The organism is Microtetraspora sp. NBRC 13810, assembly GCF_030268685.1.
In the GTDB taxonomy this organism is placed as follows: domain Bacteria; phylum Actinomycetota; class Actinomycetes; order Streptosporangiales; family Streptosporangiaceae; genus BSRQ01.
In genome coordinates, this window is record NZ_BSRQ01000036.1 from 17,732 (window position 1) to 40,630 (window position 22,899).

Consider the following 22,899-nt stretch of genomic DNA (forward strand, 5'->3'; position numbering starts at 1 on the left):
GATCTCCCAGACGGTCAGCCGTGCTCGGCGCCGTAGTCGCGGACGGCGTCGGGCATCCGGTAGCGGGTGCGCTCGCCGCTCGTCTCGCGGAGCACGACCGACTTCTCCAGCAGGGCCGACAGCAGATCGATGATGTCCTCGGCGGGCAGCAGCTCGTCCGAGCAGACGGCCTCGACCGCGCCGAGGTCGAACGGGTCGGTGAACGCCGAGAGCCGGGTCCACAGCAACGCCTCCTGCGGGTCGCACAGGCGGTGGCTCCAGTCGAGCGAGGCGCGCAGGCTCTGGTGCCGGGGCGTCGCCGCGGGCGTCTCGGCGACCAGCAGCCCGAACCTGTCGCGGGTGCCCTCGGCCACCTCCCGCAGGGTGAGCGAACGCAGCCGGCCCGCCGCCAGCTCGATGGCCAGCGGGACGCCCTCCGCCACCCGGCAGATCCTCAGCACGGCGGCGGAGTTGTCCGGCGACAGCGTGAAACCGGGCAGCACCTCGGCCGCCCGCTCGGCGAACAGCTGGGCGGCGTCGGACCACCGGGCGGAGCCGCGGACGGTGCGGGCCAGCGGCGCGACGTCGAGGATGTGCTCGCCCGCGGCGCGCAGCGGCTGGCGGCCGGTCACCAGCACCCGCAGGCGGTGCGAGGATCGCAGCAACGTCGTGGTCAGCTCGGCGCAGGCGTCGATCTGGTGCTCGCACGTGTCCAGCACGAGCAGCACCCGATTGTCCGCCAGGTGGTCGAGCACGGCCTCCAGCCGGGGCCGGCCCGGCACGTCGGGCGCGCCGACCGCGTCCGCCACGGCGTGCAGCAGCAGGTCGGGCGTCCGCACCGTGGCCACGTCGACGAACGCCACGCCGTCGGGGAAGTCGCCGCGCAGCCGGTCCACGGCGTACGCGGCGAGGCGGGACTTGCCGACCCCGCCGAGGCCGGTCAGCGTGACCAGCCTGCTCGCGCCGAGCAGCCGGGCGATCCTGCCGAGCTCCCGGTCGCGCCCGATGAGACGGGCGGGCCGGCTGGGCGGCGCCGCGGCGGATCCCGCGGCGAAGCCGTCACCGGCGGCCATGGCGGAGGAGACGGCGAGGGAGGTGGCGGGACCGAGCAGGCGGGCCAGCAGCAGCGCCACGTCGTCGCGCCGCTCGCCGCCGGCCAGCCTGGCGATCACGCCGTCGCAGATCCGCTCCAGGTGGCGTCCGGGGTCGGCCAGCTCGGCACGCAGCAGCTCCAGGCCCTCGCCGACGTCGCGGGTGGTGGCCTCCACCAGCCCGTCGGTGCACAGGGCGAGCAGCGCGCCGTCGCCCACCGGCACCCGGTAGCTCTCGAAGACGCCCTCGCCGGCGGCCGGGTCGTACACCGCGTACACGCAGGTGACCAGCCGCTCGCCCGGCTCGCCTGCCGACCTGGACAGCACGGTGTCGAAGTGCCGCAGCAGCTCGCCCGGAGGGAGGTCGAGCGCGGCGAGGGTGCGCACGACTGTCTTGCACTGGCTCATCAGGGCCGCCGCGTCGACGCCGTGCCCGGCGACGTCGCCCGCGACCAGCGCGACGCGGTCGCCGGGCAGCGGGATCACGTCCACCCAGTCGCCGCCGAGGTCGGCCGAGCGGCTCTTGGGCAGGTAACGGTGGCACAGCTCGGCCCTCGCCACCCGCTGGGGGATCTCCGGCCGGGCCTCCCGCCACAGCTCGCGGGCGATGTCGTGCTCGCCGCGACACGGCCCGGCGTCGTCGATCCAGTCGGCCGCCCACTGGGCGAGCGCCTCGACGGCCGCGATGTCCGCCTCGCCGAACCGCCGCCTGTCGGTGTCGCCCGCGAGCAGGGCGACACCGATCATGGTCCCGCCGGCCAGCATCGGCACGATCAGCACCGGACGGCGGCCGAGCACGCCGCCCAGTCCGGGCGTGGCGAGCTGGGCGGCGAGGTGGTCGCCCGTCATGTCGTCGATGTACGGCACGTGGACGCTGGCGCCGCCGCTCAGCGTGACGAGGAGCGGGCTGTTCCTCGGCCAGCGGACGATCTCGCCCTCGGGTAACAGGTCCGACAGCCGCCGCTCGGTGCCTCCGTCGCAGACGGCGACCCTGCGCAGGACGAGTTGCTCCTTCGGGGTGAGCGACTCGGTGCCGCCGGTGACGACCTCGTCCAGCAGCTGGATCGCCGCGAAGTCCGCGAAGCGCGGCACCATCGCCCTGGCCAGCCGGGCGGCGATCCTGGCCGGGTCGAGGAGGCCGTCTATGCGCGTGGGCTTCTCCTCTCGGGCGAGAGAACCGTGAGGAAGTGCGGAGGCCGGCTTGGCCATCGTCTGCTCCGGCTGGGAGAGGTGGGCATGAGGGGTGGAAGGGCGCTCCCGCTCAACCGCCCTTCTGTGCCAGAGCGTAGGAGAGCGCGTCGTCCAGGTCGAGCTCCGTGCCGTGTTCGAAGGCCGCGTCGTAGGCGTCGTCGCCGATCGCCTTGCGGGCGAGGGCCTCGCTGTTGGTCCGCATGGCGACGAGGTCCTGCGAGCCGAGGCCGGGGAGACCGAAGGTGTGCCAGACCTGGTGGGCGATTCCGAGCAGCCTGGCGGTGCGGTCGGCGTCGCCGTGCACGGCGCAGCCGGAGGCGAGGAGCTCCAGCGCGAGGGCGATGCCGGTGCTGTCGTTGAGCCGCCACTTGACCTTCAGCGACTCGCGGCTGTGCGCGATGGCCGCCTCGATGTCGCCGTGCGCGATCTCGGCGAGTCCCTGGACGTAGTCGGTCCAGGAGCACACCCACTGCTCGCCGTACCGCTGGCAGGTCTCGCGGACCTCGGTGAGCACGGCCACCCCGCGCTCGCTCTGGCCGCCGAAGATGAGCGCCATGCCCTGGGTGGCCTGGGCGAGGAGCAGCCCGTGCCGGGTGTCGCCGCCGCGCCGGTGCAGCTCGACGGCGCGGGTGGTGAGCGCTATGGCCTCGGCGGGCTCGGAGCGCAGCACGGCGGCGCCGCCGGCGATGTAGGACATCCAGGCCGCCGCCTCGACGTCGTCTTCTGCGAGGTGCGGGCGGCACCGGGCGAGCCAGACGTCCGTCTCGCCCAGGTCGCCCTGGGACATCGTGAACTGCGCGGACACCCACAGCGCCTTGGTCAGCGCGGGGCCGGGCTCGGGGCTGAGGTTGATCGCGGCCGCCAGATAGTGCCGGCCCTCGCGGAGCAGGCCGCAGGCGTACCAGAAGAACCGCAGGGCGCCGGCGAGCTCCAGCGCGCTGCGATGCTCGCGCGGGTCGGCGAGGCAGAAGTCGAGCGCGGCGCGCACGTCGGCGTGCTCGGCCTTGAACCGCCGCGACCACTCCACCTGCCCGGGGCCGCACCACTCGTCCTCGCACTGCCTGGCCAGGCGCAGGTAGTGGTCGCGGTGGCGGCGGAGCAGGACGAGCCGCTCGTCCTCGCCGAGGGAGGTGAGCCATTCCTGCCCGTACTCGCGGAGCGTGTCGAGCATCCGGAAGCGGTCGCCCGGCTCCTGCCACAGGATCGACTTCTCCACCAGGCTCTCCACCAGCCCGCCCACCTCGCCGGCGGGGAGCCGGTCGTCGGCGCAGACCGCCCGGACGGCGGCGAGGTCGAAGGCGCCGGCGAACACCGACAGCCGGGCCCACAGCAGCCGCTCCGGCGGCTCGCACAGCTCGTGGCTCCACCCGATCGCGGTGCGCAGCGTCTCGTGCCTGGGCACGGTGGCCCGGTCGCCCCTGGTGAGGAGCTGGAACCGGTCGTCGAGCCGCTCGACGATCTGTTCCAGGGTGAGCGCGCGCAGCCGGACGGCGGCCAGCTCGATGGCGAGCGGGATGCCGTCGAGGCGGCGGCACAGGCGGGCGGCGGCGAGCGCGTTGCCCGGCGTCAGGTCGAAGGCCGGGTCGACCGCGCCCGCCCTGGCCTGGAAGAGCACCATCGAGTCGTTGCCGACCAGGGCCTCGTGCTTGGCCTCCCCGTCGGTCTCGGTGCCGTCGAGGGCGGGCACCGGCAGCGGCGGCATGGGGAAGATCTGCTCGCCCTCGATGCCGAGGGGCCGCCTGCTGGTGGCGAGGATGCGCACCTGCGGGGCGGCGGAGAGGATCACCTGCGCCAGCAGCGCGCAGGCGCCGAGCAGGTGCTCGCAGGTGTCCAGCACGAGCAGCAGCCGCCGCTCGGCCAGGAACTCGGCGAGCACGTCGACCTGCGACCGCGCGGTCTGGTCGCCGAGCCCGAGGGCGTCGGCCACGGCGTGCGGCAGCAGGCCGCCCTCGCGCAGGCCGGACAGCTCCACGAACCAGACGCCGTCGGGATAGGCGGTCAGCGCCTGGGAGGCGACCCGCTGCGCCGCCCGGCTCTTGCCGACCCCGCCCACTCCGGTGACCGTGACCAGTCTGGAGGCGGCGAGCAGCCGCTCGATCTCGGCCAGCTCGGCCCTGCGCCCTACGAAACTTGAAACCTCGGCCGGCGGGTTGCCCTTACGCCGACTGCCGAGTTCACCCATGATCACCTCACGTGTCCGCACGGTGGCGTAGCGTTGGTAAGTTCTTTAGCCTAACCCGGCGATCCGTGGTGCGGTCGAACATTCGGCAAGTCCTTTGTCGCCGTTTTCCGGCACCTCGTTTCCGCCAACTCACCGGCCCTTTGGGCGGCCCGGCGCCGGACGCCGCGTCACCGGTCCGGACGCGCGACATAAACGTCATCATGGGCCGCCCTCACCGCGCAAGTCCATTCGGCGTGGCACTTGACTCGGGCAAAGTGCCACGCTGACCGGAATGGGACATGCCCGGCCGTGACGGGGTTCCGCGACCTCGCCCGATGCCCGCTCCCCCGGGCGCCGAGCGGCCCTGGAGCAGGAAGGGAAGCCCGAATCGGTCTTTCGTCCAGCGGATTTCGGCCATCCACATGGAGCGTTTCCGGGCCGTTGTACGCCGGCCGCACCGGCCATCCGGACGCGACCGCCGAACAACACCGGAACGCCCTTACGAACAATGACCGCCGGAATCCCCCATTCACCGCCTCCGCGCCCCCGGAACGGCGACGGCGTCCCATTCCCGGGGCCGTAATCCTGAAAGACTTTCCGGAAACCGCGGCCAGGAAACGATCAAGGGCGGCCGACCGGCGAAAACCGCCTGCCGACCGCCCTTCGGCGATCCTGTCGTGGAGCTATGGGGATTCGAACCCCAGACCTCCTCCATGCCATGGAGGCGCGCTACCAGCTGCGCCATAGCCCCGTTGGGATGGATCGAGTGTATCGGACTCGGGGCGCGGACGCGGAATCGAAGAGGGACGGGCTGGTCAGAGGGGTCAGCGGCCGAGCCTGATCACGTTCCAGGAGACCGGGGGGAGGGTGGCGCGCAGGGTTCCGGCGTCCACGGCGGCACCGTGCGCCGGGCGGGGGCGGACCCGGGCGGGGTCCGCGGCGGTGTTCCGCGCGGCCGGGTCGGCGTCGGCGAGCACGGTGTGCTCCAGCACGCGCGCGTCGCCGAGCGCGCGGACGCCGGCGGCCAGGTCGAGGGGCTCGTCCCGCGACCGGTTCACCGCGAAGAGCGTCACCGTCCCGTCCCGCCCCTGCACGGCTGTCGCGTGCAGCAGCGGCACCTCGCCCGCCGCGCACTCGTAGACCGGCGAGCGGGGCTCCACCCGCAGCACCCGTCCCCTGCCGTGCCTCGACGCCTGGGCGAAGGGGTGGAAGGTGGTCTGCCGCCAGGCCGGGCCGCCGGGCTCGGTGCGGATGGGGGCGATCACGTTGACGAGCTGCGCCTGGCAGGCCATCCGCACCCGGTCGGCGTGCCGGAGCAGGGCGATGAGCAGGCTGCCCACCACGACGGCGTCGGTGACGTCGTAGTGGTCCTCCAGCAGCCGGGGGGCGTGCCGCCACGGCTCCTGGGCGGCGGCCCGCGACCGCGTCATGTACCAGACGTTCCACTCGTCGAAGGACAGGTTGACGCGCTTCTTCGACCGGGTGAGCGCCCGGACGTGGTCGCAGGTCGCGGCGGCGTCCTCGATCTGGGACTCCATCAGCGCCCCGGAGGCGAGGAACGACGCCACGTCGCCGTCGAGCGGCTCGTAGTAGGCATGCAGCGAGAGGTGGTCGACCTCCTCGTAGGCGTGCGAGAGGACGGTCGCCTCCCACGCGCCGAAGGTCGGCATCGCCGCGCCCGAACTCCCGCACGCCACGAGCTCCAGGTCCGGGTCGATCATGCGCATCGCCCTCGCGGTCCGCACGGCGAGCCTGCCGTACTCCTCCGCCGTCCGCTCGCCGAGCTGCCAGGGCCCGTCCATCTCGTTGCCCAGGCACCACAGCCTGATGTCGTACGGCTCCGCCGCCCCGTGGGCGCGCCGCAGGTCCGACAGGGCGGTGCCGGACGGGTGGTTGGCGTATTCGAGCAGGTCGAGCGCCTCCCGCAGGCCGCGGGTGCCGAGGTTGACCGCCATCATCGGGGCCACCCCGGCGGCCCGGGTCCAGGCCATGAACTCGCCGAGGCCGAAGGTGTTCGGCTCGATCGAGCGCCACGCGGGGTCCAGGCGGGCCCGGCGCTCGGGGCCGACGCCGTCCTCCCACCGGTGCCCGGAGACGAAGTTGCCGCCGGGGTAGCGGACGGTGGTGACGCCGAGTTCGCGGACCAGGGCGAGGACGTCGCGGCGGAAGCCGTCCGCGCCCGCGGCAGGGTGGTCCGGCTCGTAGATCCCGGTGTAGACGCACCGGCCGAGGTGCTCCACGAAGGAGCCGAACAGCCGGGGGTCCACGTCGCCGACGGTGAAGGCGGGGTCGATGGTCAGGGTGGCTTCGCTCATCGGGCTCCTCGGACGTGAGTGGCTACCCCTCGGTCCCGGCGAACCGGAGGAGCTTGCCGGGCAGGCGGGCGCCGGGCGGCGACATGCCCCCGTCCGCCCCGCGCCTGGCCAGCGCGTCGAGCACGAGACGGCCCCGCCGTACCCGCTCCCGGCCGGTGCTGACCGCGGCCTCGCGCAGGTGGGCGCCCGCCGGGTAGACGTCGGGCGCGTTGCGCAGGCCGAACTTGAGGTAGACCGGCGCCGCGCAGCGGACCACCTCGGCCGCCTCGGGCAGGCGCACCTGGCCGCCGACGGCGCCGGGCGCCTCGACGTAGAAGTCCATCGGCGCGGCGGAGGCGGCGCGCAGGTCGGCCAGCTCGGGCAGGGTGAGGTCGCCCGGAACGTTGATCGAGTCGGCCCCCAGCCGCTCCCACACGGCGTAGGTCATCGGGTTGACCGGCCCGACCAGCGCGGAGACCTTGAACGTGGTGTCCGCCGGCAGCTCGCCCGCCGCGCGCAGCCGGTGCAGCGCCCACAGCACGCCCTCGTCGGCGACCAGCAGGCAGCGCACGCCGAGCGCGGCGGCGCGCAGCGCGTCGTCCAGGCAGCCGGCCACCTGGTCGCGGCCCCTCGCGCGGACCCCGGCGGCGGCCACCGGCGCGGGCCCCCAGGAGCCGCGCGGGCCGAGGAAGAGGCACAGCTCGGCGCCGGCGGCGGCGCAGGCGGCCACCATCTCGGCGATCTCGGCGTCGGTGAGCATCCACACCCCGCTGCCCTGGCTGACCCGGTGCAGCGGCACCGCCAGCCGGGCGCTCTCGGCGAGGACCGCCTCCAGCACGGCCGGGCCCTCGCAGGAGGGCAGTTCGGTGCGCCATGTGCCGCCGTCGGGGAAGGCGAGGGGGGAGGCGGGCACGGGGGCGTTGGCCGTCGGGTGCCCGAGGAGGTCCAGGGCTCGTTCTCCGGGCGTTCGGCGCTGGTCCAACGTGTCTCCGGTGTTCGAGATCTCGTACGGCCTGCGACATGCTGACGCGACTGTAGACAGATATACGATGGAAGGTCAATATTTATTACGAAATGTCGGATATTGTGCGAGATCTCGGAAGGAGTGGTCGTGGTGCGCACCGTCCCCGCCGTGTCCCGGGCACTGGACATCATGGAGCTCTTCCTCCGGGGGGAGACGCTGTCCGCCGGGGAGATCACCGACCGCACGGGGCTGCCCCGCACGACCGTGCACGAACTGGTGACGACGCTGGCCGGGCGGTCCTACCTGACGGTGTTGCACGAGCAGCCGACGCGCTACCGGCTCGGCATGCGGCTCTTCCAGCTCGGGAACGTCTTCGCCGAGCAGCTCGACCTGGCGCACGAGGCGCTGCTCGCGGCCAGGGAGGTCGCGGCCAGGTGCGCCGAGACCGTGCACGTGGCGGTGCTGGAGGAGGACGAGGTGGTCTACATCGCGAAGGTGGACAGCACCCACTCGGTGCGGATGGTCTCGGCCGTCGGCCGCCGCCTGCCCGCCCACTGCACCGGCGTGGGCAAGATGCTGTTGTCCGGCCTCGGCGAAGAGGCCCTGGACGCACGCTACCCGCCAGGCGTCGAGCAGCCCGGCATGACGCCGAACAGCATCACCTCACCCGCCGCGCTCCGCGCCGCCCTCGCCCGGATCCGCGAGGAGGACCTCGCCTACGACGAGTGCGAGTCGAACGACGCGGTCAACTGCGTGGCCGCGCCGGTCCGCGACCAGCACGGCGCGATGGTCGCCGCGATGAGCATCTCGGTGCCCATCCTGCGCTGGGACGAACAGCGCCGCCGGGCCTGGACCTCCCTGGTCCGCGAGGGCGCCCGCGCGCTCTCCGAACGGCTGGGCCACCGCCCCGCCCCCGCCGACCTGGAGGAACCATGATCCACGTCACCCGTCCGGCGCCGGTCGTCCCGGGAGGGAGACCGTGAGCCGATCGCTGCTCCTCAGAGCGCCGGGGCGGTACCTCGTGACCGAGGCCGAGCCGCCCGCGCCCGGGCCCGGCGAGGCGCTGGTCCGGGTCGCCGCGTCCGGCATCTGCGGCAGCGACAGGGAACTGTACGACGGGACCCGGCCGGAACCCTTCCGCAGCTATCCGATCGTGCCCGGCCACGAGTGGTCCGGGACGGTCGCCGCCGTCGGCGAGGGAGTCGATCCGGGGCTGGCCGGCGCGCCGGTCACCGGGGAGGGGTTCCGCAACTGTCAGGTGTGCGACCGCTGCCGCGACGGGGACACGAACCTGTGCTCGGCGGGCTACGACGAGACCGGTTTCACCCGTCCCGGCGCCTTCGCCGAGCATCTGCTGCTGCCCGCCCGGCTGCTGCACCGCCTGTCCCCCGGCGCCGACCTGGCCGCCGCCGCCCTGCTGGAACCCGCCGCGGTGGCCGCCGCGGCCGTGCTGCGCGCCGGTGTGCTGCCCGGTGAACGGGTGGCCGTGGTCGGCGCGGGCACCCTCGGCGTCCTCACCGTCCAACTGCTCGCCGCCCTCTCCCCCGCCGAGCTGGTCGCCTTCGACCCCCGCCCGTCCCGGGCGAGCCTCGCCACCGACTCGGGCGCGACCGCACTGGTCCCGCCCGCGTCCTACAGCGCCGGGGTCGACAGTGCCCGGTTCGACGCGGTCATCGAGACCGCCGGCGTGCCGTCCAGCGCCGCCGACGCCGTACGGCTGGCGCGGCGCGGCGGGCGGGTCGTGCTGACCGGGATCCCCGGCACGGAGCCCGCCGGGATCTCCCCGCTGGCCGTCGTGGGCGGGCAGCTCACGGTGTCCGGCGTGTTCGGGGCGTCGTCGCGGGCGTGGGCGCACGCCGTACGGGCCTTCAACGCCGGGCTGCTGGCGTTGCGGCCGCTGGTCACGCACGAGCTGGGGCTCACCGAGTTCTCCCGGGCGCTGGAACTGCTCGCCGAGCCCGCGACCGGCAAGATCCTGCTGCGGCCGTGAGGCGCGGGGGCCTCAGACGCCCGCGGTGGTGGTGCGCATGGTGAGCTGCGTGCCGTCCTCGGACAGCTCGAAGGCGGCGGTGACCGCGGACAGCTCGGAGGTGCGGCGCAGGTGGGTGCCGCCGCACGGGATGACGGCCTCGCCCTCGGGCAGGGCGCAGTGCCAGGTGCGCCGGGCGGTCAGCTCGGGGCCGGGCACGCCCAGCCGTACCGGCGCGTCGCCGGAGATCCACCCGGCCAGCCGGTCGTTGACCCGCCCGGCGAGTTCCGGCAGTTCCCCGGCGAGGTCCTCGGTCACGAACCCCTTCTTGCGCAGCGACTTGCCGAGCCGGTAGACGTCCACACTGCCGCCGGGGAGGATCCGGGACGACGTGATCGCGGTCTGGTCGAAGTCGGGGTGCCCCAGGCCGTCGGCGGGCGCCTCCTTGCGCCAGCGGCCGGCCAGGGCGGCGTTGAGCGCCAGGGCCGTGAGATGGCAGGCGGTGTGACCGGCGGACAGGGCGCGCCGGCCGGCGGCGTCCACCACCAGCTCCACCTCGTCCCCCACCTGACCGGGCGAGCCGGGGACGACGTGCACGACCAGCCAGTGCCAGCCGGGCGTGCCTCTGCGCACCGGGATGTCCGCGCCCAGGAACACCTCGTCGCCGCCGTCGGCCACCGCGCCGGTGACGCAGTCGGCGACCGGCAGGCCGGCCAGCGTGCCGGAGTCCGCGGGCTGGTCGGGCCAGGTGTGGTCCAGCGGGTGGAAGGGGGTCTCGGCGACGACGACACCGGTTCCGCCGGGCGCGGGCACGGTGGCGACGATCGCGGACCGGCCGGTGACCTCTCCGGCGGGATAGGTGACCGCCGTCGACTTTCCGATGCTCATGTCCGCCTATCCTGCCGTACGGGAAACGGGCTCGTCCTCCAGATAACGGTCGGCGCCGACGTACCAGCCGAAGCCGAGCTGGGCGACGACGATGGCGAACAGCAGGACGAAGGGCGCGGTCCAGCCGCCGGTGGCGGCGTAGAGGACGCCGATGAGCAGCGGGCCCGCGCCCGCCATGAGATAGCCGACGCTCTGCCCGAAGGCCGACAGCGCCGCGGTGGCCTCCGCGCCCCGGGTGCGCAGCGCGAGCATGGTCAGCGCCAGCGGGAAGGATCCCATGCCGACGCCGACGAACATCGCCCAGATCCACGCGGTGCCGCCGGGCGCCAGCCAGAGCCCGGTCAGGCCCACGACATAGAAGGCGACGAAGACGACCACGGCGGGCCGCTGGTCGGCGAACCGGCCGGCGATGGAGGGCACGACCAGCGAGACCGGGATGCCGAGCCCGGTGAAGACGGCCAGCACCAGGCCCGCGCCCCCGGCGGTGTACCCCCGGTCGAGCAGCATCTGGGCGAGCCAGCCGAACATGATGTAGGCGACCATGGACTGCGTGCCGAAGTACGCCGCCATGGACCAGGCGAGGCGGCTGCGCACGAGCAACCGCGGCCCCATGTCGCCCCGGCCGGTGTCCCTGGCCGGTTCGCTGCGCAGCAGGACCAGCCAGGGGAGCGCGGCGACCGCGGCCAGCGCGCCCCACACGCCGAGCGCCAGGTGCCAGTCACCGCCGGAGACCTGCTCGATCGGGACGGTGGCCGCGGCGGCCAGCATCGTGCCGGTGGCGAGCGCGGTGGTGTAGACGGTGGTCATCACGCCGGTGCGGGCCGGGAAGTGCCGCTTGACCAGGGTGGGGATGAGCACGTTGCCCACCGCGCCACCGGCCAGCGCGACCACGCTGGTGACGAGGAAGACCACGGCGGAGTCGACGGTCACCCGGATCACCAGCCCGGCGCACAGGACGACCAGCGACAGGAGCAGCAGCCGGTGCTCGCCGATCCGGCGCGCGGCGGCCGGGGTCAGCGCGCCGAAGGTGGCGAAGCACAGGACGGGCAGCGTGGTGAGCAGGCCGGTGGTGAAGCCGTTCAGCCCGAGGGCGGCGGTGATCTGGTCGAGGACGGGTCCGATGCTGGTGACCCCGGTCCGCAGGTTGAGCGCGGCGAGCACGATGCCGAGAACGAGCAACCAGGTGAGCGTTCCCGTGCGGCTCTTCCCCTGTGCGAGTACCACCATCGCGGGTTCCGGACTCCTTCTTGTCGTTTTATCCACTCATAGGATGTTTAGCGACAAGAGTAACAGGAGTGTTTTCGTGTTTCGTTCCTGTCAGACGCTGGACGGCAAACGGCCACGAGCCCGCCATACAGGCGGGCCCGTGGCCACGCTCACCGCCGGGCGCGGGGGCCGTGATCACACTCGGCGGTGACGAAGAAGAGCCGGTCGGCCGGTGTCCCGGCCGCGTTCCGGACCGGCCGCACACCTAACCGGCAGGTGTTCCGGACTGGCCGCGCTCCGGACCGGCCACGCTACGGACCGGCAGGTGTTCCTCCGGACCGGCCGCGTTCCGGACCGGTGTTCTGGAACCGGGGCGCGGTCCGGGACGGCGGGTCAGATGCCGGGGCGCGGGTCCGCCGGGGGCTCCTCGCCCGGGCGGCGGCCGGCCGGCGGCACCGGGCCGGGGCCGGGCGGGGCCAGCGGGGACGACGGCGGATACTCCGGGCTGACCGGCGACGGCGGCATCGGCTCACGACCGAGGCCGGGCCCCGGGGCGGGGTCCACGCCGCCGGGCTCGCCGCGGTCCGGGCCGGGCGCCGGCTGGACGCCTCCGGGCCGGTGCAGCGGCCCCGGCCCGAAGTCCGGGTCCGGAATGGCGGTCCCGACGGCGGTTCCGGTGCCGGTCGCGGTCCCGGTTCCGGTGCCGGACGCGGTGCCGTCGTGCTGGTGCGGGGCGGGCACCTCGCCGCGCCAGGCGCCCGTCTCGGTGCGCTGCGACTCGATGAAACGCTTGAACCGCTCAAGGTCGCCGCGCACCCGCATCCGGACGATCTGCAGCCAGTCGGCCGCGGTCTCCACGAAGCCCTCGGGGTCGAACTCCATCTGGAGCATGACCCGGCAGGTACCCTCGTCGAGCCGGTGGAAGGTGACGACGCCCGCCTGGTGCGGGCGGTCCAGCGTGCGCCAGGCGATCCGCTCGTCGGGATGCTGCTCGGTGATCTCGGCCTCGAACTCCCTGCGCACCCCGGCGATCTCCGTGATCCAGGCGGTCCGGGTGTCGTTCAACTGCTTGACCGACTCCACGCCGTCCATAAACTCGGGGAAGCTCTCGAACTGAGTCCACTGGTTGTAGGCGGTCCTGACCGGCACGCGCAGGTCGACTGCGTGCTCTATGGTGCTCACAGGGTCTCCTCCCTGGCTCGGTTGTGCGGATGTGAGTTCCTGCACTGCCCGAGCGAGGCGGCCGGAAACCCGGCCGGCGGCCCCTCAGCGGCGTTTGCGCAGCAGCCAGTAGAGCCCCACAAGGGGCAGCACCAGCGGGATGAACCCGTAACCCCGGCCGTACCCGGACCACACCGTCTCGTCGGGGAAGGCCGCCGGGTCGATCAGGTCCGCCGTGCCGATGAGGAGCACCCCGGCCAGCTCGATCCCCGCGGCCCACAGGGCGGTACGGCGGGCGCCGCGCGCCAGCGCCACGGTGAGCAGGATGTAGACGGCCGCCGCGAACGCGGACAGCGTGTAGGCGATCGGCGCCTCCTGGAACCGGGTCGCGATCTGCACCGCCGCCCGCGCCCCCGCCGCCAGCGCGAACAACCCGTACACCGCCACCAGCGCCCGCCCGGGCCCACTCCCGATCCCACCCCGCTCCACGCCCCCGCCGGGGCTCGCATCCGGGCCCGGGTCGCGGCCGTCGGTGCCCGTGCGGCCGGTCGTACGGGGGCTCGGGCCGGTGTTCTCGTCGCGGCTCATACGACGCCCTGCCAGATCTGCAGCAGCCTGCCGGTCATCACCGCGATCGCGAACCCGGCCACCGCCAGGATCGCCGAGCCCCACCTGCTCCGCTCGGCGAGCGCCAGGACCACGCCCGCGGGCGGGATGATCGCCGTGCCCACGAGGTACCCGTACAGGGTGACCTGGTCCGACGGCCCTTCGCCGGCCACGGCGGCGGCCACCGCGAGCCCCGCCTGGACCAGCACCGCCACCTCGAGCACGGCGAACCCGATGAGCAGGACCATCCCCATCGCCCGGTTCCGGAACGCGACGATCAGACTCACCAGGGCGAGCACCAGCGCCCCGGCGATGACACCGGCCGCGACCCCGCCGTTCACGGCACGCTCACGAGAAAGGGGCACGTCCCAGACATGGCCAGTAGGTTACCGCCCCCCACCCCCGCCCTCCCCGCCACGCCCACCCCACCCGAACGACCACCTAACGTCCCACCCCACCCGCCGTCCGACGACCGCTTCCATCCCGCCCGGCGGCCCGGCACCGCGTCGGCCCCGCCGGCGGCGTCCCCGGCCACGTGCATGTCCGGCGCCGACTCGCACAGCATCCGCGGCCCCATCCGCCGGGAGCGGGGGCCGGGGCGGGACCGTCGTCGGTGATCTCCAGGTGGACGGCGCCCTCCTCGTCCACCCGGACCCCGAGCCGCACCCTCGCGGCGGGCCCGGCGTGCTTGGCCGCGTTGGCCAGGCCCTCCTGGGTGAGGCGCAGGACGGCGATGCCGCGCAGGGTGTCCACGCCGGCGTCGTGGTCGGGATCGCGCTCGGGCTGGCGATGGACTACGAGGTGTTCCTGCTGGCCAGGGTGCGCGAGGAGTGGCGGCGCGGCGGCGACCCGGTGGAGGCCGTGGCGCTCGGGCTGCAACGGACCGGGCCCGTCATCACCAACGCGGCGCTGCTGATGACGGTGGTGGTCGCGGGTTTCCTCACCGCCGACATGGTGCTCATGCTGATGATCGGGGTGGGCCTGGCGATCGCCGTGGTGGTGGACGCGACCGTCGTCCGCGCCGTCCTGCTGCCCGCCGTCCTCGCCCTTCTGGGCCGGGCCGCCTGGTGGTCCCCCGCCTTCCTGCGCCGCTCGCGGGCGTGACCGGGATCGGGAGGAGGAGATGTCGTCCCGGTCGCCGCCGGTCCGGGAGCCGTCTCACCGGGGCTGCATACGATGGGGAGGGTGGAGAGGATTCTGGTCAGCGCCTGCCTGATGGGGCGTGAGGTCCGCTATGACGGGGGCGCGAAGCGCAGTGACGACGCGCTGCTGGCCGGTTGGCGGGCGGAAGGCCGGCTGGTGCCCTTCTGCCCCGAGGTCGAGTGCGGGCTGCCCGTTCCGCGGCCTCCCGCCGAGATCGAGGGCGGCGCCGGCGGGGCCGCCGTGCTGGCCGGGGCCGCGCGGGTGCTGACCGCGCAGGGCGCCGACGTCACCGCCGCCTTCCTGACCGGCGCGCAGGCCGCGCTCGACGTGGCCCGGTCCTTCGGCGTGCGGATCGCCATCCTCAAGGAGGGCAGCCCGTCCTGCGGCTCGCTGACCGTCTACGACGGCGGCTTCCGCGGGCGCAGGCTCCCCGGCCAGGGCGTCACCACCGCGCTGCTCGAACTGCACGGCGTCCGCGTCTTCGACGAGAGCCGGATCGGCGACGCGGCCCGCCACCTGGCCGGCCTGGAGCATCCGGCCTGATCGCCGCCGCTCAGGTGGCCGGGGCGAGCCGGTCGAGCCGGTCGAGCTGGGCGCGGCGGGCCTTCTCGATGTCGGCGGCGAGGGCGCGGGTGGCGCCGTCCTCGCCGGACTCGCGTTCGCCGCGCGCGATCACGATGGACTGTTCGAGGTGTTCGCGCAGGCCGGCCGTGAAGAGCCGGTGGAACGCCGCGCCGCTGGCCCGGCCGAGCGTCGCGAGCTCCCCCGGGGTGGGCATGCCGGGCATGTCGTGCCCCTGGTGCACGTTCGTCGTGGGGATCCCGGCCCGGGTGCGCAGCGCGTAGAGGCGGTCCAGTTCGGCGCGGTGGCCCTGGCCGATGTCCGCGGCCAGCCGCCTGACCTCCGGGTCCGCCGCCCGGTCCCGGGCCGATTCGAGCATCCGCAGGGTCTGCTCGATCATCGGGATGACCAGTTGCATCCACGCCCGGTCGGTGGGGTTGAAGCCGCCCGCCACCCGCGCGGGCGCGGTCGTCGCGGGCGTGGTTGTCGCGGGCAGGGTCGTCGCGGGCAGGCCCGTTGCGGGCAGGGTCGTCGCGGGCGCCGGGCCGGGTACGGCGGGCGCCGCCGTACCGGTCGCGGCGCAGCCCGTCGCGAGCAGTCCGGCGGCCAGTGCCGCCACGGCGACCGTTCTCATCTCTGCTCCTTGCGGGGTCGCGGTGGAATGGCGGGCCCGGCACACCGGGCCCGCCACGGGGTGGGGGCGGGCCCGGCGAACCGGGCCCGCCGTACGGAGCGGACCGGCCCGGTCAGGAGGGACGGCCGTCGGCACCGCACTTGATGACCGGGCGGATGCAGTCACGCACCCGGCGCTCCATCTCCGCCACCGGCCAGGCGTTGAAGAAGTCGCCGTGCATCGTGTACCCCGGCCCGGAGGCCAGCCGGAACCGCGAGGGGTCGCCGCTCACCGGGTACCGCAGCACCTGGCGCAGCTTGGGCACCGGGACCGGGTGGGTGGACGGGCAGGCACCCGCGACCGGGTAGGCCATGTGACTCTTGTGGTCCGGGGAGTCGAGGTCCCTGCCGTTCCAGCACTGCGGGAAGTCGAGGTAGGACTCCAGCATCGTGCCGGACGGGCAGTTCACGAAGTCCTTCGACGCGCCCACGTGCCCGGCGTGCAGGCAGGACCAGCGGGCGATGCTCTCGCTCGGCCCGGTCGCGCGGGCGTTGCCCGCCACGATCCGCAGTCCGAACGGCAGCGGCTGGGTGCGGGCGATGATGTCGTCGCGCACGCCCTCACCCAGGTAGTAGAACGTCGTGCCGGTCGGCTCGACCGCCCGGTCGCCGTCGTACAGGGTGGGCACCCAGTACGAGGAGACGTCGCTGCTCGGGGAGCACGTGCTGCGCGAGCCGACGAGGTCGTCGACGTCGGTGTGCGCGTTGGTGACGGTGCTGCCGAAGAAGCTGTGCATGTGCGAGGCGCCGGGCAGCCCGGGGAAGATGATCGGGTCGTCCGGCAGCCGGTGACTGAACGGGCACTCCGCGAGGAACTCCGCCACCCGCACGATCGGGGGGGCGGCGGCCTTCGCCTGCGCGGCGGTGGCCTGCCCGCCCGCGGTCACGAGGCTGGCGGCCAGCAGGGTCAGCGCTGCGCCGATGAGCCCGATGATGCGGGCCCGGCGGCTTCTCGGGGGTAGGGAGGTGCTGGGCGGTCCATCCATGATGGGTCTCCTGGTGGGGGGATGGGACCTCCGGCACGGCGCGGCGTTGCCGTACCGGAGGCTGGACACTCACTTACACGGGGATCACTGGTAGACGCGCACGTAGTCGACGAGCATCCTGGACGGGAACGGCGTGGTCGCGTCCGTCGGGCCGGGCCAGTCACCGCCGACCGCCAGGTTGAGGATGATGTAGAACGGGTGGTCGAAGACCCACGGTCCGCGGGTGGCCTCCACCTGCGCCTTGTCCAGGGTGAAGACGGTCCGCCCGTCCAGGGTGTAGGTGATGCCGCGGCTGTTCCAGTTGGCCGCCCAGACGTGGAAGTCGTCGGCGAAGTCGGCGCCGCCGGGCAGCGTGTAGGGCGAGCCGATCCCGCCGCCGCCGTTGTAGGCGGGCGCGTGGACCGTCGAGTAGGACGTCTTGGTGTCCTTGCCGAGCACCTCGAGAATGTCGATCTCCCCGTTGTACGGCCACGGCCGCCCGGTGAGGAAGTCGGCGCCCATCATCCAGAACGCCGGCCACAGCCCGTTCCCCTTGGGCACCTTGACCCGGGCCTCGACCCGGCCGTAGGTGAAGTGGAACTTGCCGCCGGTGTTCATCCTGGCCGAGGTGTACTGGCAGGTGCCGCTGCCGGTGAGCGGGTCGCGCGGGCAGGCCGAACCGGGGGTGACCTCCTTGCGCGCCTCCAGGACGAGGTTGCCGGTGCCGTCCATCGCGGCGTTGTTGTGGTTGGTGTAGTACTCCAGCTCGTTGTTCGGGCCGGTGCCGGGGTCCGCGGTCCACTTGGCGGCGTCGGGCTTGGTGCCGGCGGCGCCGTTGAACTCGTCACTCCACACGAGCCGCGGCGGGTCCGCCGGGTCGGGCGGCAGCGGCGGCGGCGTGGTCGGGGCGCCGCCCGTGCCGTAGACCTGGAACTCCCACAGCGAGTAGCCGTAGGCGCTGGCCCGCTGGGTGCCGTACATCCGGACGTAGCGGCCGGAGCCGGTGACGTTCAGCGTCTGCTTGAAGCCGGTGCCGGTCGTGGTGGTGTAGATCGGGGTCCAGTTCGCGGCGTCGTTGGACACCTGGATCTGGAAGGCCCTGGCGTAGGCCGGGTCCCACTGGAGGACGACCTGGGTGATCTGCGCGACGGCGCCCAGGTCGACGTAGATCCAGCCCGGGTCCACCCAGCCGGTGGTCGAGGAGGTCGCCCAGCGGCTCGCCGGGTCACGGTCGAACGCCCTGGCGGGGGTGCACTCCCAGCAGTTCGCGTCGCTCTGCGAGGTGGAGGCCACACCGGGCTTGTTGTAGGAGAGCAGGCGGGCGGCGCCCGGGTCTGGGTCAGGGTCAGGGTCGGGGTCAGGGTCGGGGTCAGGGTCGGGGTCGGGGCCGGGCCCGCCGCCGGTGGTGCCGAAGACCTGGAACTCCCACAGCGAGTAGCCGTACGGCGTGGCGCGCTGCGTGCCGTGGACGCGGACGTAGCGGCCCGAGCCGGTCACGTTCAGCGTCTGCTCACCGCCGGTGCCGGTGGTGGTCTGGTGGATCGTGGTCCACGTGGTGCCGTCGCCGGACACCTGGACCTGGAAGGCGCGGGCGTAGGCGGCCTCCCAGTTCAGGACGACCTGGGTGACGCTGGCGGTGGCGCCGAGGTCGACCTGGATCCACTGCGGGTCGCTGAAGCCGCTGGACCAGCGGGTGCCCTCGTCGCCGTCGACCGCGGCGGAGGCGGGGAAGACGGTCGCCTCGGACGACGAGGCGGTGGCGGTCTTGCCCTGGGACAGCAGGGTGTCGGCGGCGGCCGGAGGCACGATCACGAACAACGACGTGATCAGCCCTGCGACCGCCGCGATGAGGGGCCCCAGGCGTCGGCGGCCTGGGCTGCGGGACGAGCTCATGTGGGCATCTCCTCGGGAATGGCGGGGGGTGTCGAGAGAGCGCTCCCTCGCTCGGAGCGTCCTCCCGCTGTCAAGCCGTTGTCAAGCCTCGATTCACGCACCCGAAACACGGTGAACCCATTCTCGTAACGGAAGACGCCAGAGAGAGAGCGCTCTCTGATTCGACGGGTTCCGGCTTCAACTGGTGAAACACCACAGGACCTGAGAGAGCGCTCTCTGATTTCGGGCCGACCTTAACCCGAAGTTCGATCAGCACCATGCGCCAGGGGCGTGACCCGGCGGAGGAAAGCTTCAGGGGAGCGCTCCCCGGAGATCGTCAGGCCGGTCGACGCCACGGCGCCCCTCCGCGTCAGACGGGGGCTCTCCTGCCAGGATGGGCGGACCGGCTCGCCTCCGGCCGCCGGGAACGTTCCTGCCCGGCCACCGGGAACGTTCCCGTACGCCATGCGGGGCGACCCCCGTCCGGGAGCCGCCCTGCACCTGGTGGGATGCCGATGCGAGGCGCGGGGTCCGGTGCCTGCCGTACGAATGCGCCGGGGGCCGGGCGCGCGCCGGTAAAGGGGCCGGATTCGGGCGACATTTACTCCATCGGCGACAGAACCCCATCAAAGGACCCGCGGCGCCGGCGGAGATCGGTGTCCCTGTTTCCGGCCGCTCAGATCCCCCTTGATGTCAAGAACGCAGAAATAGCGGCCCGCCCCCAAAATGACCCTTACCGATTTATCCAGATAAAGTGCGATTCTTCGGGATGTGGGCGGACCTGTGAATCGTCCCGGTCACCAGGGAGCCGGCTTGCCCTGCCTGAAGAACGTCCCGGTGGGGCCGTCGTCGGGCAGGGTGGCGAGGGCGGCGACGTCCACCGCGGCCTCCTCGGGCGTACGCGTGCCGGTGGGCAGCATCCGGGTGCGGACGGCGCCCGGTGAGACGGCGTTGACCAGCACTCCGGCGTCGCGCGTCTCACCGGCGAGCAGGAGGGTCACGGCGTTGAGCGCGGCCTTGGAGACGGAGTAGGCGGGCGCCCAGGGCAACAGGCCGGTGCTGAACGCGCCCGCCCCGGAGGAGACCATGACCACCCGGCCCCAGCCCCGCTCGACCATGCCCGGCAGGAACGCCTGGGCGACCCGCAGCGCCCCCGTGACGTTCACCGCGACGTGCCGGTCGACCAGGTCGGGCGCCATCGTGGACGCCTTCTCGTCGCGGTCCTGCAAGACGCCGGCGTTGTTCACGACGATGTCGGCGTGCCCGATCCGCTCGCGGACCCGGTCCACCGACTCCTGGCCGGTCACGTCCAGCGCGACACCCAGCGCGTCTCCGCCCAGCTCGGCCGCGACCTCGCGGGCCTCCGCCTCGTCCCGCGCGGCCACGACGACCCGGCAGCCCAGCTCGTGCAGCCGCGCGCAGACCGCCCGCCCGATCCCCCGGTTCGCCCCCGTCACCAGCGCCGTACGGCCGGCCACCTCAATCTTCTCCATGCCGACCATCTTGCGGCATCCCGCTCGCGCCCCCGGACACCGGAACCCGCACCCCCGGCCCCGCTCCGTGTCCGGATGAGGACAGATCGCGACGATCCATCGCCGCACAGAATCGCGCCTCGACCTGGTGTATTCCGGTCCGGCGCCCGGCAACCAGAGGGGCCCAAGAGTGATTTATTCACCGTTGTCATGGTTTACTACATTGCTTTGTAGGCATAAATTGTGGAATCAGTAACAGCAATCCGGGCAGCCTGTATAACGGAATCGCCGGTTCCACGTGCCCAAGAGCATGCGACAGGGGAGAATCCCACCTTGATACATGTTCTGATCGCCGAGGACATGCACCTCATCCGGGGCGCGCTGGTGGCGCTGCTGACGAGCGAGCCGGGGATCGAGGTGGTCGACCAGGTGGCCCGCGGCGACGAGATCGTGGCGTCCGCCTGTGTCCACCGGCCCGACGTGGCCGTCCTCGACATCGCCCTGCCCGGCATGGACGGGCTGACCGCGGCCACCGAGCTCAAGCGGCGGCTGCCGTCCTGCAAGACGGTGATCCTCACCGGGCTCGGCACCCCTTCGGCGCTGCGCCGGGCGCTGGACGCCGACGTCCGCGGCTTCGTGGTCAAGGACGCCCCGGCCGGCCACCTCGCCCAGTGCATCCGCCGGGTGATGCGCGGCGAGCTCGTCATCGACCCGGAGCTGGCCGTCGCCGCGCTCGGCACGGCGAGCAACCCGCTGACCGAGCGTGAGCTGGAGGTTCTGCGGGTGGCCGCGGAGGGCGCGACCGTCGCCGAGATCGCGCAGCGGCTGTGCCTGTCGTCCGGCACCGTGCGCAACTACCTGTCACGGGTGCTCACCAAGATGGGCGCGCGCACCCGGATCGAGGCGATCAGGATCGCCCGCGAGTCGGGCTGGCTGTGGCAGGAGGACGGGCACACCGTGGGCGTCCTCCGCGGCCGGGCCAGATGGTGAACCGGGCGGTTCCGCGCCGGTCCAGTGGCCGGTGAGGGCCGCGTAGAGCGGGGAGTCGGCGACCAGGGTCTCGTGGGTGCCGGACCGGACGCGGGTGCCGTCCATGACCAGGATCCGCCGGGCGCGCCGGGCCGAGGAGATCCGGTGGGCGATGACGACCAGCGTCCCGCCCCTCGCGGCGAACGCCGCCTCCGCGCGCGCCTCCGCGGCCGGGTCCAGGTGGCAGGTCGCCTCGTCCAGGATCACCAGCCTGGCCGGCGACAGGTAGGCCCGGACCAGCGCGACGAGCTGCCGTTCCCCCGCCGACAGGACCGTGGGGTCCACGTCGGCGTGGTACCCGCCCAGCCGTCGCACCAGGTCCGCCGCCCCGACGGCCGCCACCGCCTCCGCCATCCGGCGCGGGCCGGGCGCGGACGTCGTGTAGTAGGCGAGGTTGGCCGCCAGCGAGCCGCGGAAGACGTACGCCTCCTGCGGGATCAGCACCCGCGCGCCGCGCTCGGCCAGCGTCGCCGGCACACCGCCGACCAGCGCCTCCCCCGCGTCCGGGGGCAGCAGCCCGGCGACGAGCCCGGCGAGGGTGGACTTCCCGATGCCGCTCGGCCCGACCACGGCCAGGTGGTCGCCCTCCGGTATCCGCAGGTCCAGGCCGTCGATCACCGGGTGCGCGCCGGGACCGTAGGCGAACACCGCCCGCCGCAGCTCCACCGCGACCCCGCGCGGGGCGACCGGCCGCGGGCCGGGCTCCGGCGTGCCACTGGTGGCCAGGATGCGGGCGAGGGACACGCGCAGCCGTACGCCGCTGACGCCGACGCCGTGCACGAGCGCGCCGAACGCGGGCACCAGCGATTTGGCGACGTAGGTGAGCGCGCCGAGCAGGATCCCGGCGGTCGCGCCGGAGGCCACCAGCCAGGGGGTGGCCCACAGGACGCACAGCACGGGAAGGCCGCCGGCCACGGCCAGCAGCGCCGTACGCGCGGCGGTGAGCCTGGCCAGCCCGAGAGCCGCCGCGGCCTGCCGGGCGACGTCCCGCTCGGCCAGCGCCGCCGCGCGGTCCTCCGCGCCGCAGGCCACGATGTCGCGCAGCCCGGCGGCGATACCGGACACCGTCGCCGCGGTGCGCTCGTCGGCGAGGATCAGCTCGCGTTGCCGCCGGGCCAGCGCGGGCAGCGACAACGCGAACAGCACGAGCCCCGCCACGTACGGCACCAGCACCGGCCCCAGCACCTCCGGGACCAGGGTGAGCAGCCCCAGCACCACGCTGACCAGCGCGAACAGGAACGACCTCACGACGCTGATCACCGCCGCCAGGGAGTCCCTGGCCAGCTCCACCTGATGGTTGAGCCGCCCCACCGCCCCGTCCCCCTCCGCTCCCCCGCTCCCCGCGCGGTGCAGCGCGCCCGCCACGACGTACCGCGCCAGGGCGTCCCTGAACGGCTCCACGACCGCCCCGATCGTCAGCAGGCTCTGCCGCGCCCCCACCCCGGCGAGCGCCCACAGCCCGCCCAGCAACGCCAGCCATCCCAGCCCGGCGCCCACGTCCCCGGCGGCGAACCCGTCGTCGACCGCCCGCGCCACCGCGTGCCCGGCCGCGAACCCCGGCGCCGCCTCCACCACCGACCACCCCAGCAGCCGCCCCACCAGCCGGGGCCGCCGCCACAACGCCCGCACCACCAGCACCCGTGGCGTCAACCCGCCCCCCACCGCCATACGGGAG

At 73.7% G+C, this 22,899-nt stretch carries 18 protein-coding genes, 1 tRNA gene and 1 pseudogene; 5 read left to right on the forward strand and 15 right to left on the reverse strand.

What is annotated here, in order from left to right:
- Positions 1-14: 14 nt before the first annotated feature.
- From QSK26_RS40215 to QSK26_RS40235, 5 genes are all read right to left on the reverse strand, one after another.
- Positions 15-2,279: a SpoIIE family protein phosphatase gene (locus QSK26_RS40215; RefSeq protein ID WP_285780632.1), complete on the reverse strand. Its 2,265-nt coding sequence runs from the start codon at positions 2,277-2,279 to the stop codon at positions 15-17.
- A 52-nt stretch (positions 2,280-2,331) separates the two neighbouring features.
- The gene (locus QSK26_RS40220) at positions 2,332-4,464 is read right to left on the reverse strand and encodes an ATP-binding protein (RefSeq protein WP_285780633.1); all 2,133 of its coding nucleotides are present in this window, start codon (positions 4,462-4,464) and stop codon (positions 2,332-2,334) included.
- A gap of 636 nt (positions 4,465-5,100) precedes the next feature.
- A tRNA-Ala gene (locus QSK26_RS40225) sits at positions 5,101-5,173 on the reverse strand.
- 73 nt (positions 5,174-5,246) lie between these two features.
- Positions 5,247-6,737: an arabinosylfuranosidase ArfA gene (gene arfA / locus QSK26_RS40230; RefSeq protein WP_285780634.1), complete on the reverse strand. Its 1,491-nt coding sequence runs from the start codon at positions 6,735-6,737 to the stop codon at positions 5,247-5,249.
- Positions 6,738-6,759: 22 nt separating this feature from the next.
- Positions 6,760-7,698, reverse strand: coding sequence for a hypothetical protein (locus QSK26_RS40235; protein ID WP_285780635.1), 939 nt, complete (start codon positions 7,696-7,698; stop codon positions 6,760-6,762).
- Positions 7,699-7,827: 129 nt separating this feature from the next.
- Here QSK26_RS40235 and QSK26_RS40240 point away from each other — a divergent pair, with 129 nt between their 5' ends.
- Entirely contained in the window at positions 7,828-8,616 is a 789-nt protein-coding gene (locus tag QSK26_RS40240; RefSeq protein ID WP_285780636.1) for an IclR family transcriptional regulator, read from the forward strand.
- A 43-nt stretch (positions 8,617-8,659) separates the two neighbouring features.
- A complete protein-coding gene (locus QSK26_RS40245; RefSeq protein ID WP_285780637.1) occupies positions 8,660-9,670 on the forward strand; it encodes a zinc-dependent alcohol dehydrogenase in 1,011 nt (336 codons plus the stop codon).
- 12 nt (positions 9,671-9,682) lie between these two features.
- On the opposite strand, the gene QSK26_RS40250 is transcribed toward QSK26_RS40245, so the two are convergent.
- The 5 genes from QSK26_RS40250 to QSK26_RS40270 form a co-directional block, all read right to left on the reverse strand.
- A complete protein-coding gene (locus tag QSK26_RS40250) occupies positions 9,683-10,537 on the reverse strand; it encodes an alanyl-tRNA editing protein (protein ID WP_285780638.1) in 855 nt (284 codons plus the stop codon).
- Between the two features lie 6 nt (positions 10,538-10,543).
- The gene (locus QSK26_RS40255; RefSeq protein ID WP_285780639.1) at positions 10,544-11,764 is read right to left on the reverse strand and encodes a CynX/NimT family MFS transporter; all 1,221 of its coding nucleotides are present in this window, start codon (positions 11,762-11,764) and stop codon (positions 10,544-10,546) included.
- A 372-nt stretch (positions 11,765-12,136) separates the two neighbouring features.
- Positions 12,137-12,925 carry an SRPBCC family protein gene (locus tag QSK26_RS40260; RefSeq protein WP_285780640.1) on the reverse strand — a complete coding sequence of 263 codons (789 nt, stop codon included), beginning with the start codon at positions 12,923-12,925 and terminating at the stop codon, positions 12,137-12,139.
- 84 nt (positions 12,926-13,009) lie between these two features.
- Complete coding sequence (locus QSK26_RS40265; RefSeq protein WP_502888804.1) at positions 13,010-13,492, reverse strand: hypothetical protein; 483 nt, start codon at positions 13,490-13,492, stop codon at positions 13,010-13,012.
- Positions 13,489-13,851 carry a hypothetical protein gene (locus QSK26_RS40270; protein ID WP_285780641.1) on the reverse strand — a complete coding sequence of 121 codons (363 nt, stop codon included), beginning with the start codon at positions 13,849-13,851 and terminating at the stop codon, positions 13,489-13,491. Before QSK26_RS40270 ends, QSK26_RS40265 begins: the two co-directional genes overlap by 4 nt.
- 283 nt (positions 13,852-14,134) lie before the next feature.
- On the opposite strand from QSK26_RS40270, the gene QSK26_RS40275 reads away from it, so the two are divergent.
- Together QSK26_RS40275 and QSK26_RS40280 are read left to right on the forward strand one after the other, a co-directional pair.
- Positions 14,135-14,614 carry an MMPL family transporter gene (locus tag QSK26_RS40275; RefSeq protein WP_285780642.1) on the forward strand — a complete coding sequence of 160 codons (480 nt, stop codon included), beginning with the start codon at positions 14,135-14,137 and terminating at the stop codon, positions 14,612-14,614.
- 81 nt (positions 14,615-14,695) lie between these two features.
- Positions 14,696-15,196, forward strand: coding sequence for a 2-thiouracil desulfurase family protein (locus QSK26_RS40280; protein WP_285780643.1), 501 nt, complete (start codon positions 14,696-14,698; stop codon positions 15,194-15,196).
- 10 nt (positions 15,197-15,206) lie between these two features.
- On the opposite strand, the gene QSK26_RS40285 is transcribed toward QSK26_RS40280, so the two are convergent.
- The 4 genes from QSK26_RS40285 to QSK26_RS40300 form a co-directional block, all read right to left on the reverse strand.
- A complete protein-coding gene (locus tag QSK26_RS40285; protein ID WP_285780644.1) occupies positions 15,207-15,848 on the reverse strand; it encodes a DUF305 domain-containing protein in 642 nt (213 codons plus the stop codon).
- A 112-nt stretch (positions 15,849-15,960) separates the two neighbouring features.
- Positions 15,961-16,872, reverse strand: coding sequence for a DUF1996 domain-containing protein (locus tag QSK26_RS40290; RefSeq protein ID WP_285780645.1), 912 nt, complete (start codon positions 16,870-16,872; stop codon positions 15,961-15,963).
- Positions 16,873-16,956: 84 nt separating this feature from the next.
- Positions 16,957-18,744: a discoidin domain-containing protein gene (locus QSK26_RS40295; protein ID WP_285780646.1), complete on the reverse strand. Its 1,788-nt coding sequence runs from the start codon at positions 18,742-18,744 to the stop codon at positions 16,957-16,959.
- Between the two features lie 776 nt (positions 18,745-19,520).
- Entirely contained in the window at positions 19,521-20,216 is a 696-nt protein-coding gene (locus QSK26_RS40300; RefSeq protein ID WP_285780647.1) for an SDR family NAD(P)-dependent oxidoreductase, read from the reverse strand.
- Positions 20,217-20,528: 312 nt separating this feature from the next.
- On the opposite strand from QSK26_RS40300, the gene QSK26_RS40305 reads away from it, so the two are divergent.
- The gene (locus QSK26_RS40305) at positions 20,529-21,185 is read left to right on the forward strand and encodes a response regulator transcription factor (RefSeq protein ID WP_285780648.1); all 657 of its coding nucleotides are present in this window, start codon (positions 20,529-20,531) and stop codon (positions 21,183-21,185) included.
- 237 nt (positions 21,186-21,422) lie between these two features.
- On the opposite strand, the pseudogene QSK26_RS40310 reads toward QSK26_RS40305, so the two are convergent.
- Positions 21,423-22,892 (reverse strand): annotated as a pseudogene (locus QSK26_RS40310) (ATP-binding cassette domain-containing protein); the annotation flags it as partial.
- Positions 22,893-22,899 lie beyond the last annotated feature (7 nt).

Coding starts and splice junctions, on each gene's coding strand:
- QSK26_RS40215 (WP_285780632.1), bottom strand. CDS start 2,279: ATGGCCAAGCCGGCCTCCGCACTTCCTCACGGTTCTCTCGCCCGAGAG.
- arfA (WP_285780634.1), bottom strand. CDS start 6,737: ATGAGCGAAGCCACCCTGACCATCGACCCCGCCTTCACCGTCGGCGAC.
- QSK26_RS40250 (WP_285780638.1), bottom strand. CDS start 10,537: ATGAGCATCGGAAAGTCGACGGCGGTCACCTATCCCGCCGGAGAGGTC.
- QSK26_RS40255 (WP_285780639.1), bottom strand. CDS start 11,764: ATGGTGGTACTCGCACAGGGGAAGAGCCGCACGGGAACGCTCACCTGG.
- QSK26_RS40265 (WP_502888804.1), bottom strand. CDS start 13,492: ATGAGCCGCGACGAGAACACCGGCCCGAGCCCCCGTACGACCGGCCGC.
- QSK26_RS40285 (WP_285780644.1), bottom strand. CDS start 15,848: ATGAGAACGGTCGCCGTGGCGGCACTGGCCGCCGGACTGCTCGCGACG.
- QSK26_RS40290 (WP_285780645.1), bottom strand. CDS start 16,872: ATGGATGGACCGCCCAGCACCTCCCTACCCCCGAGAAGCCGCCGGGCC.
- QSK26_RS40295 (WP_285780646.1), bottom strand. CDS start 18,744: ATGAGCTCGTCCCGCAGCCCAGGCCGCCGACGCCTGGGGCCCCTCATC.
- QSK26_RS40300 (WP_285780647.1), bottom strand. CDS start 20,216: ATGGAGAAGATTGAGGTGGCCGGCCGTACGGCGCTGGTGACGGGGGCG.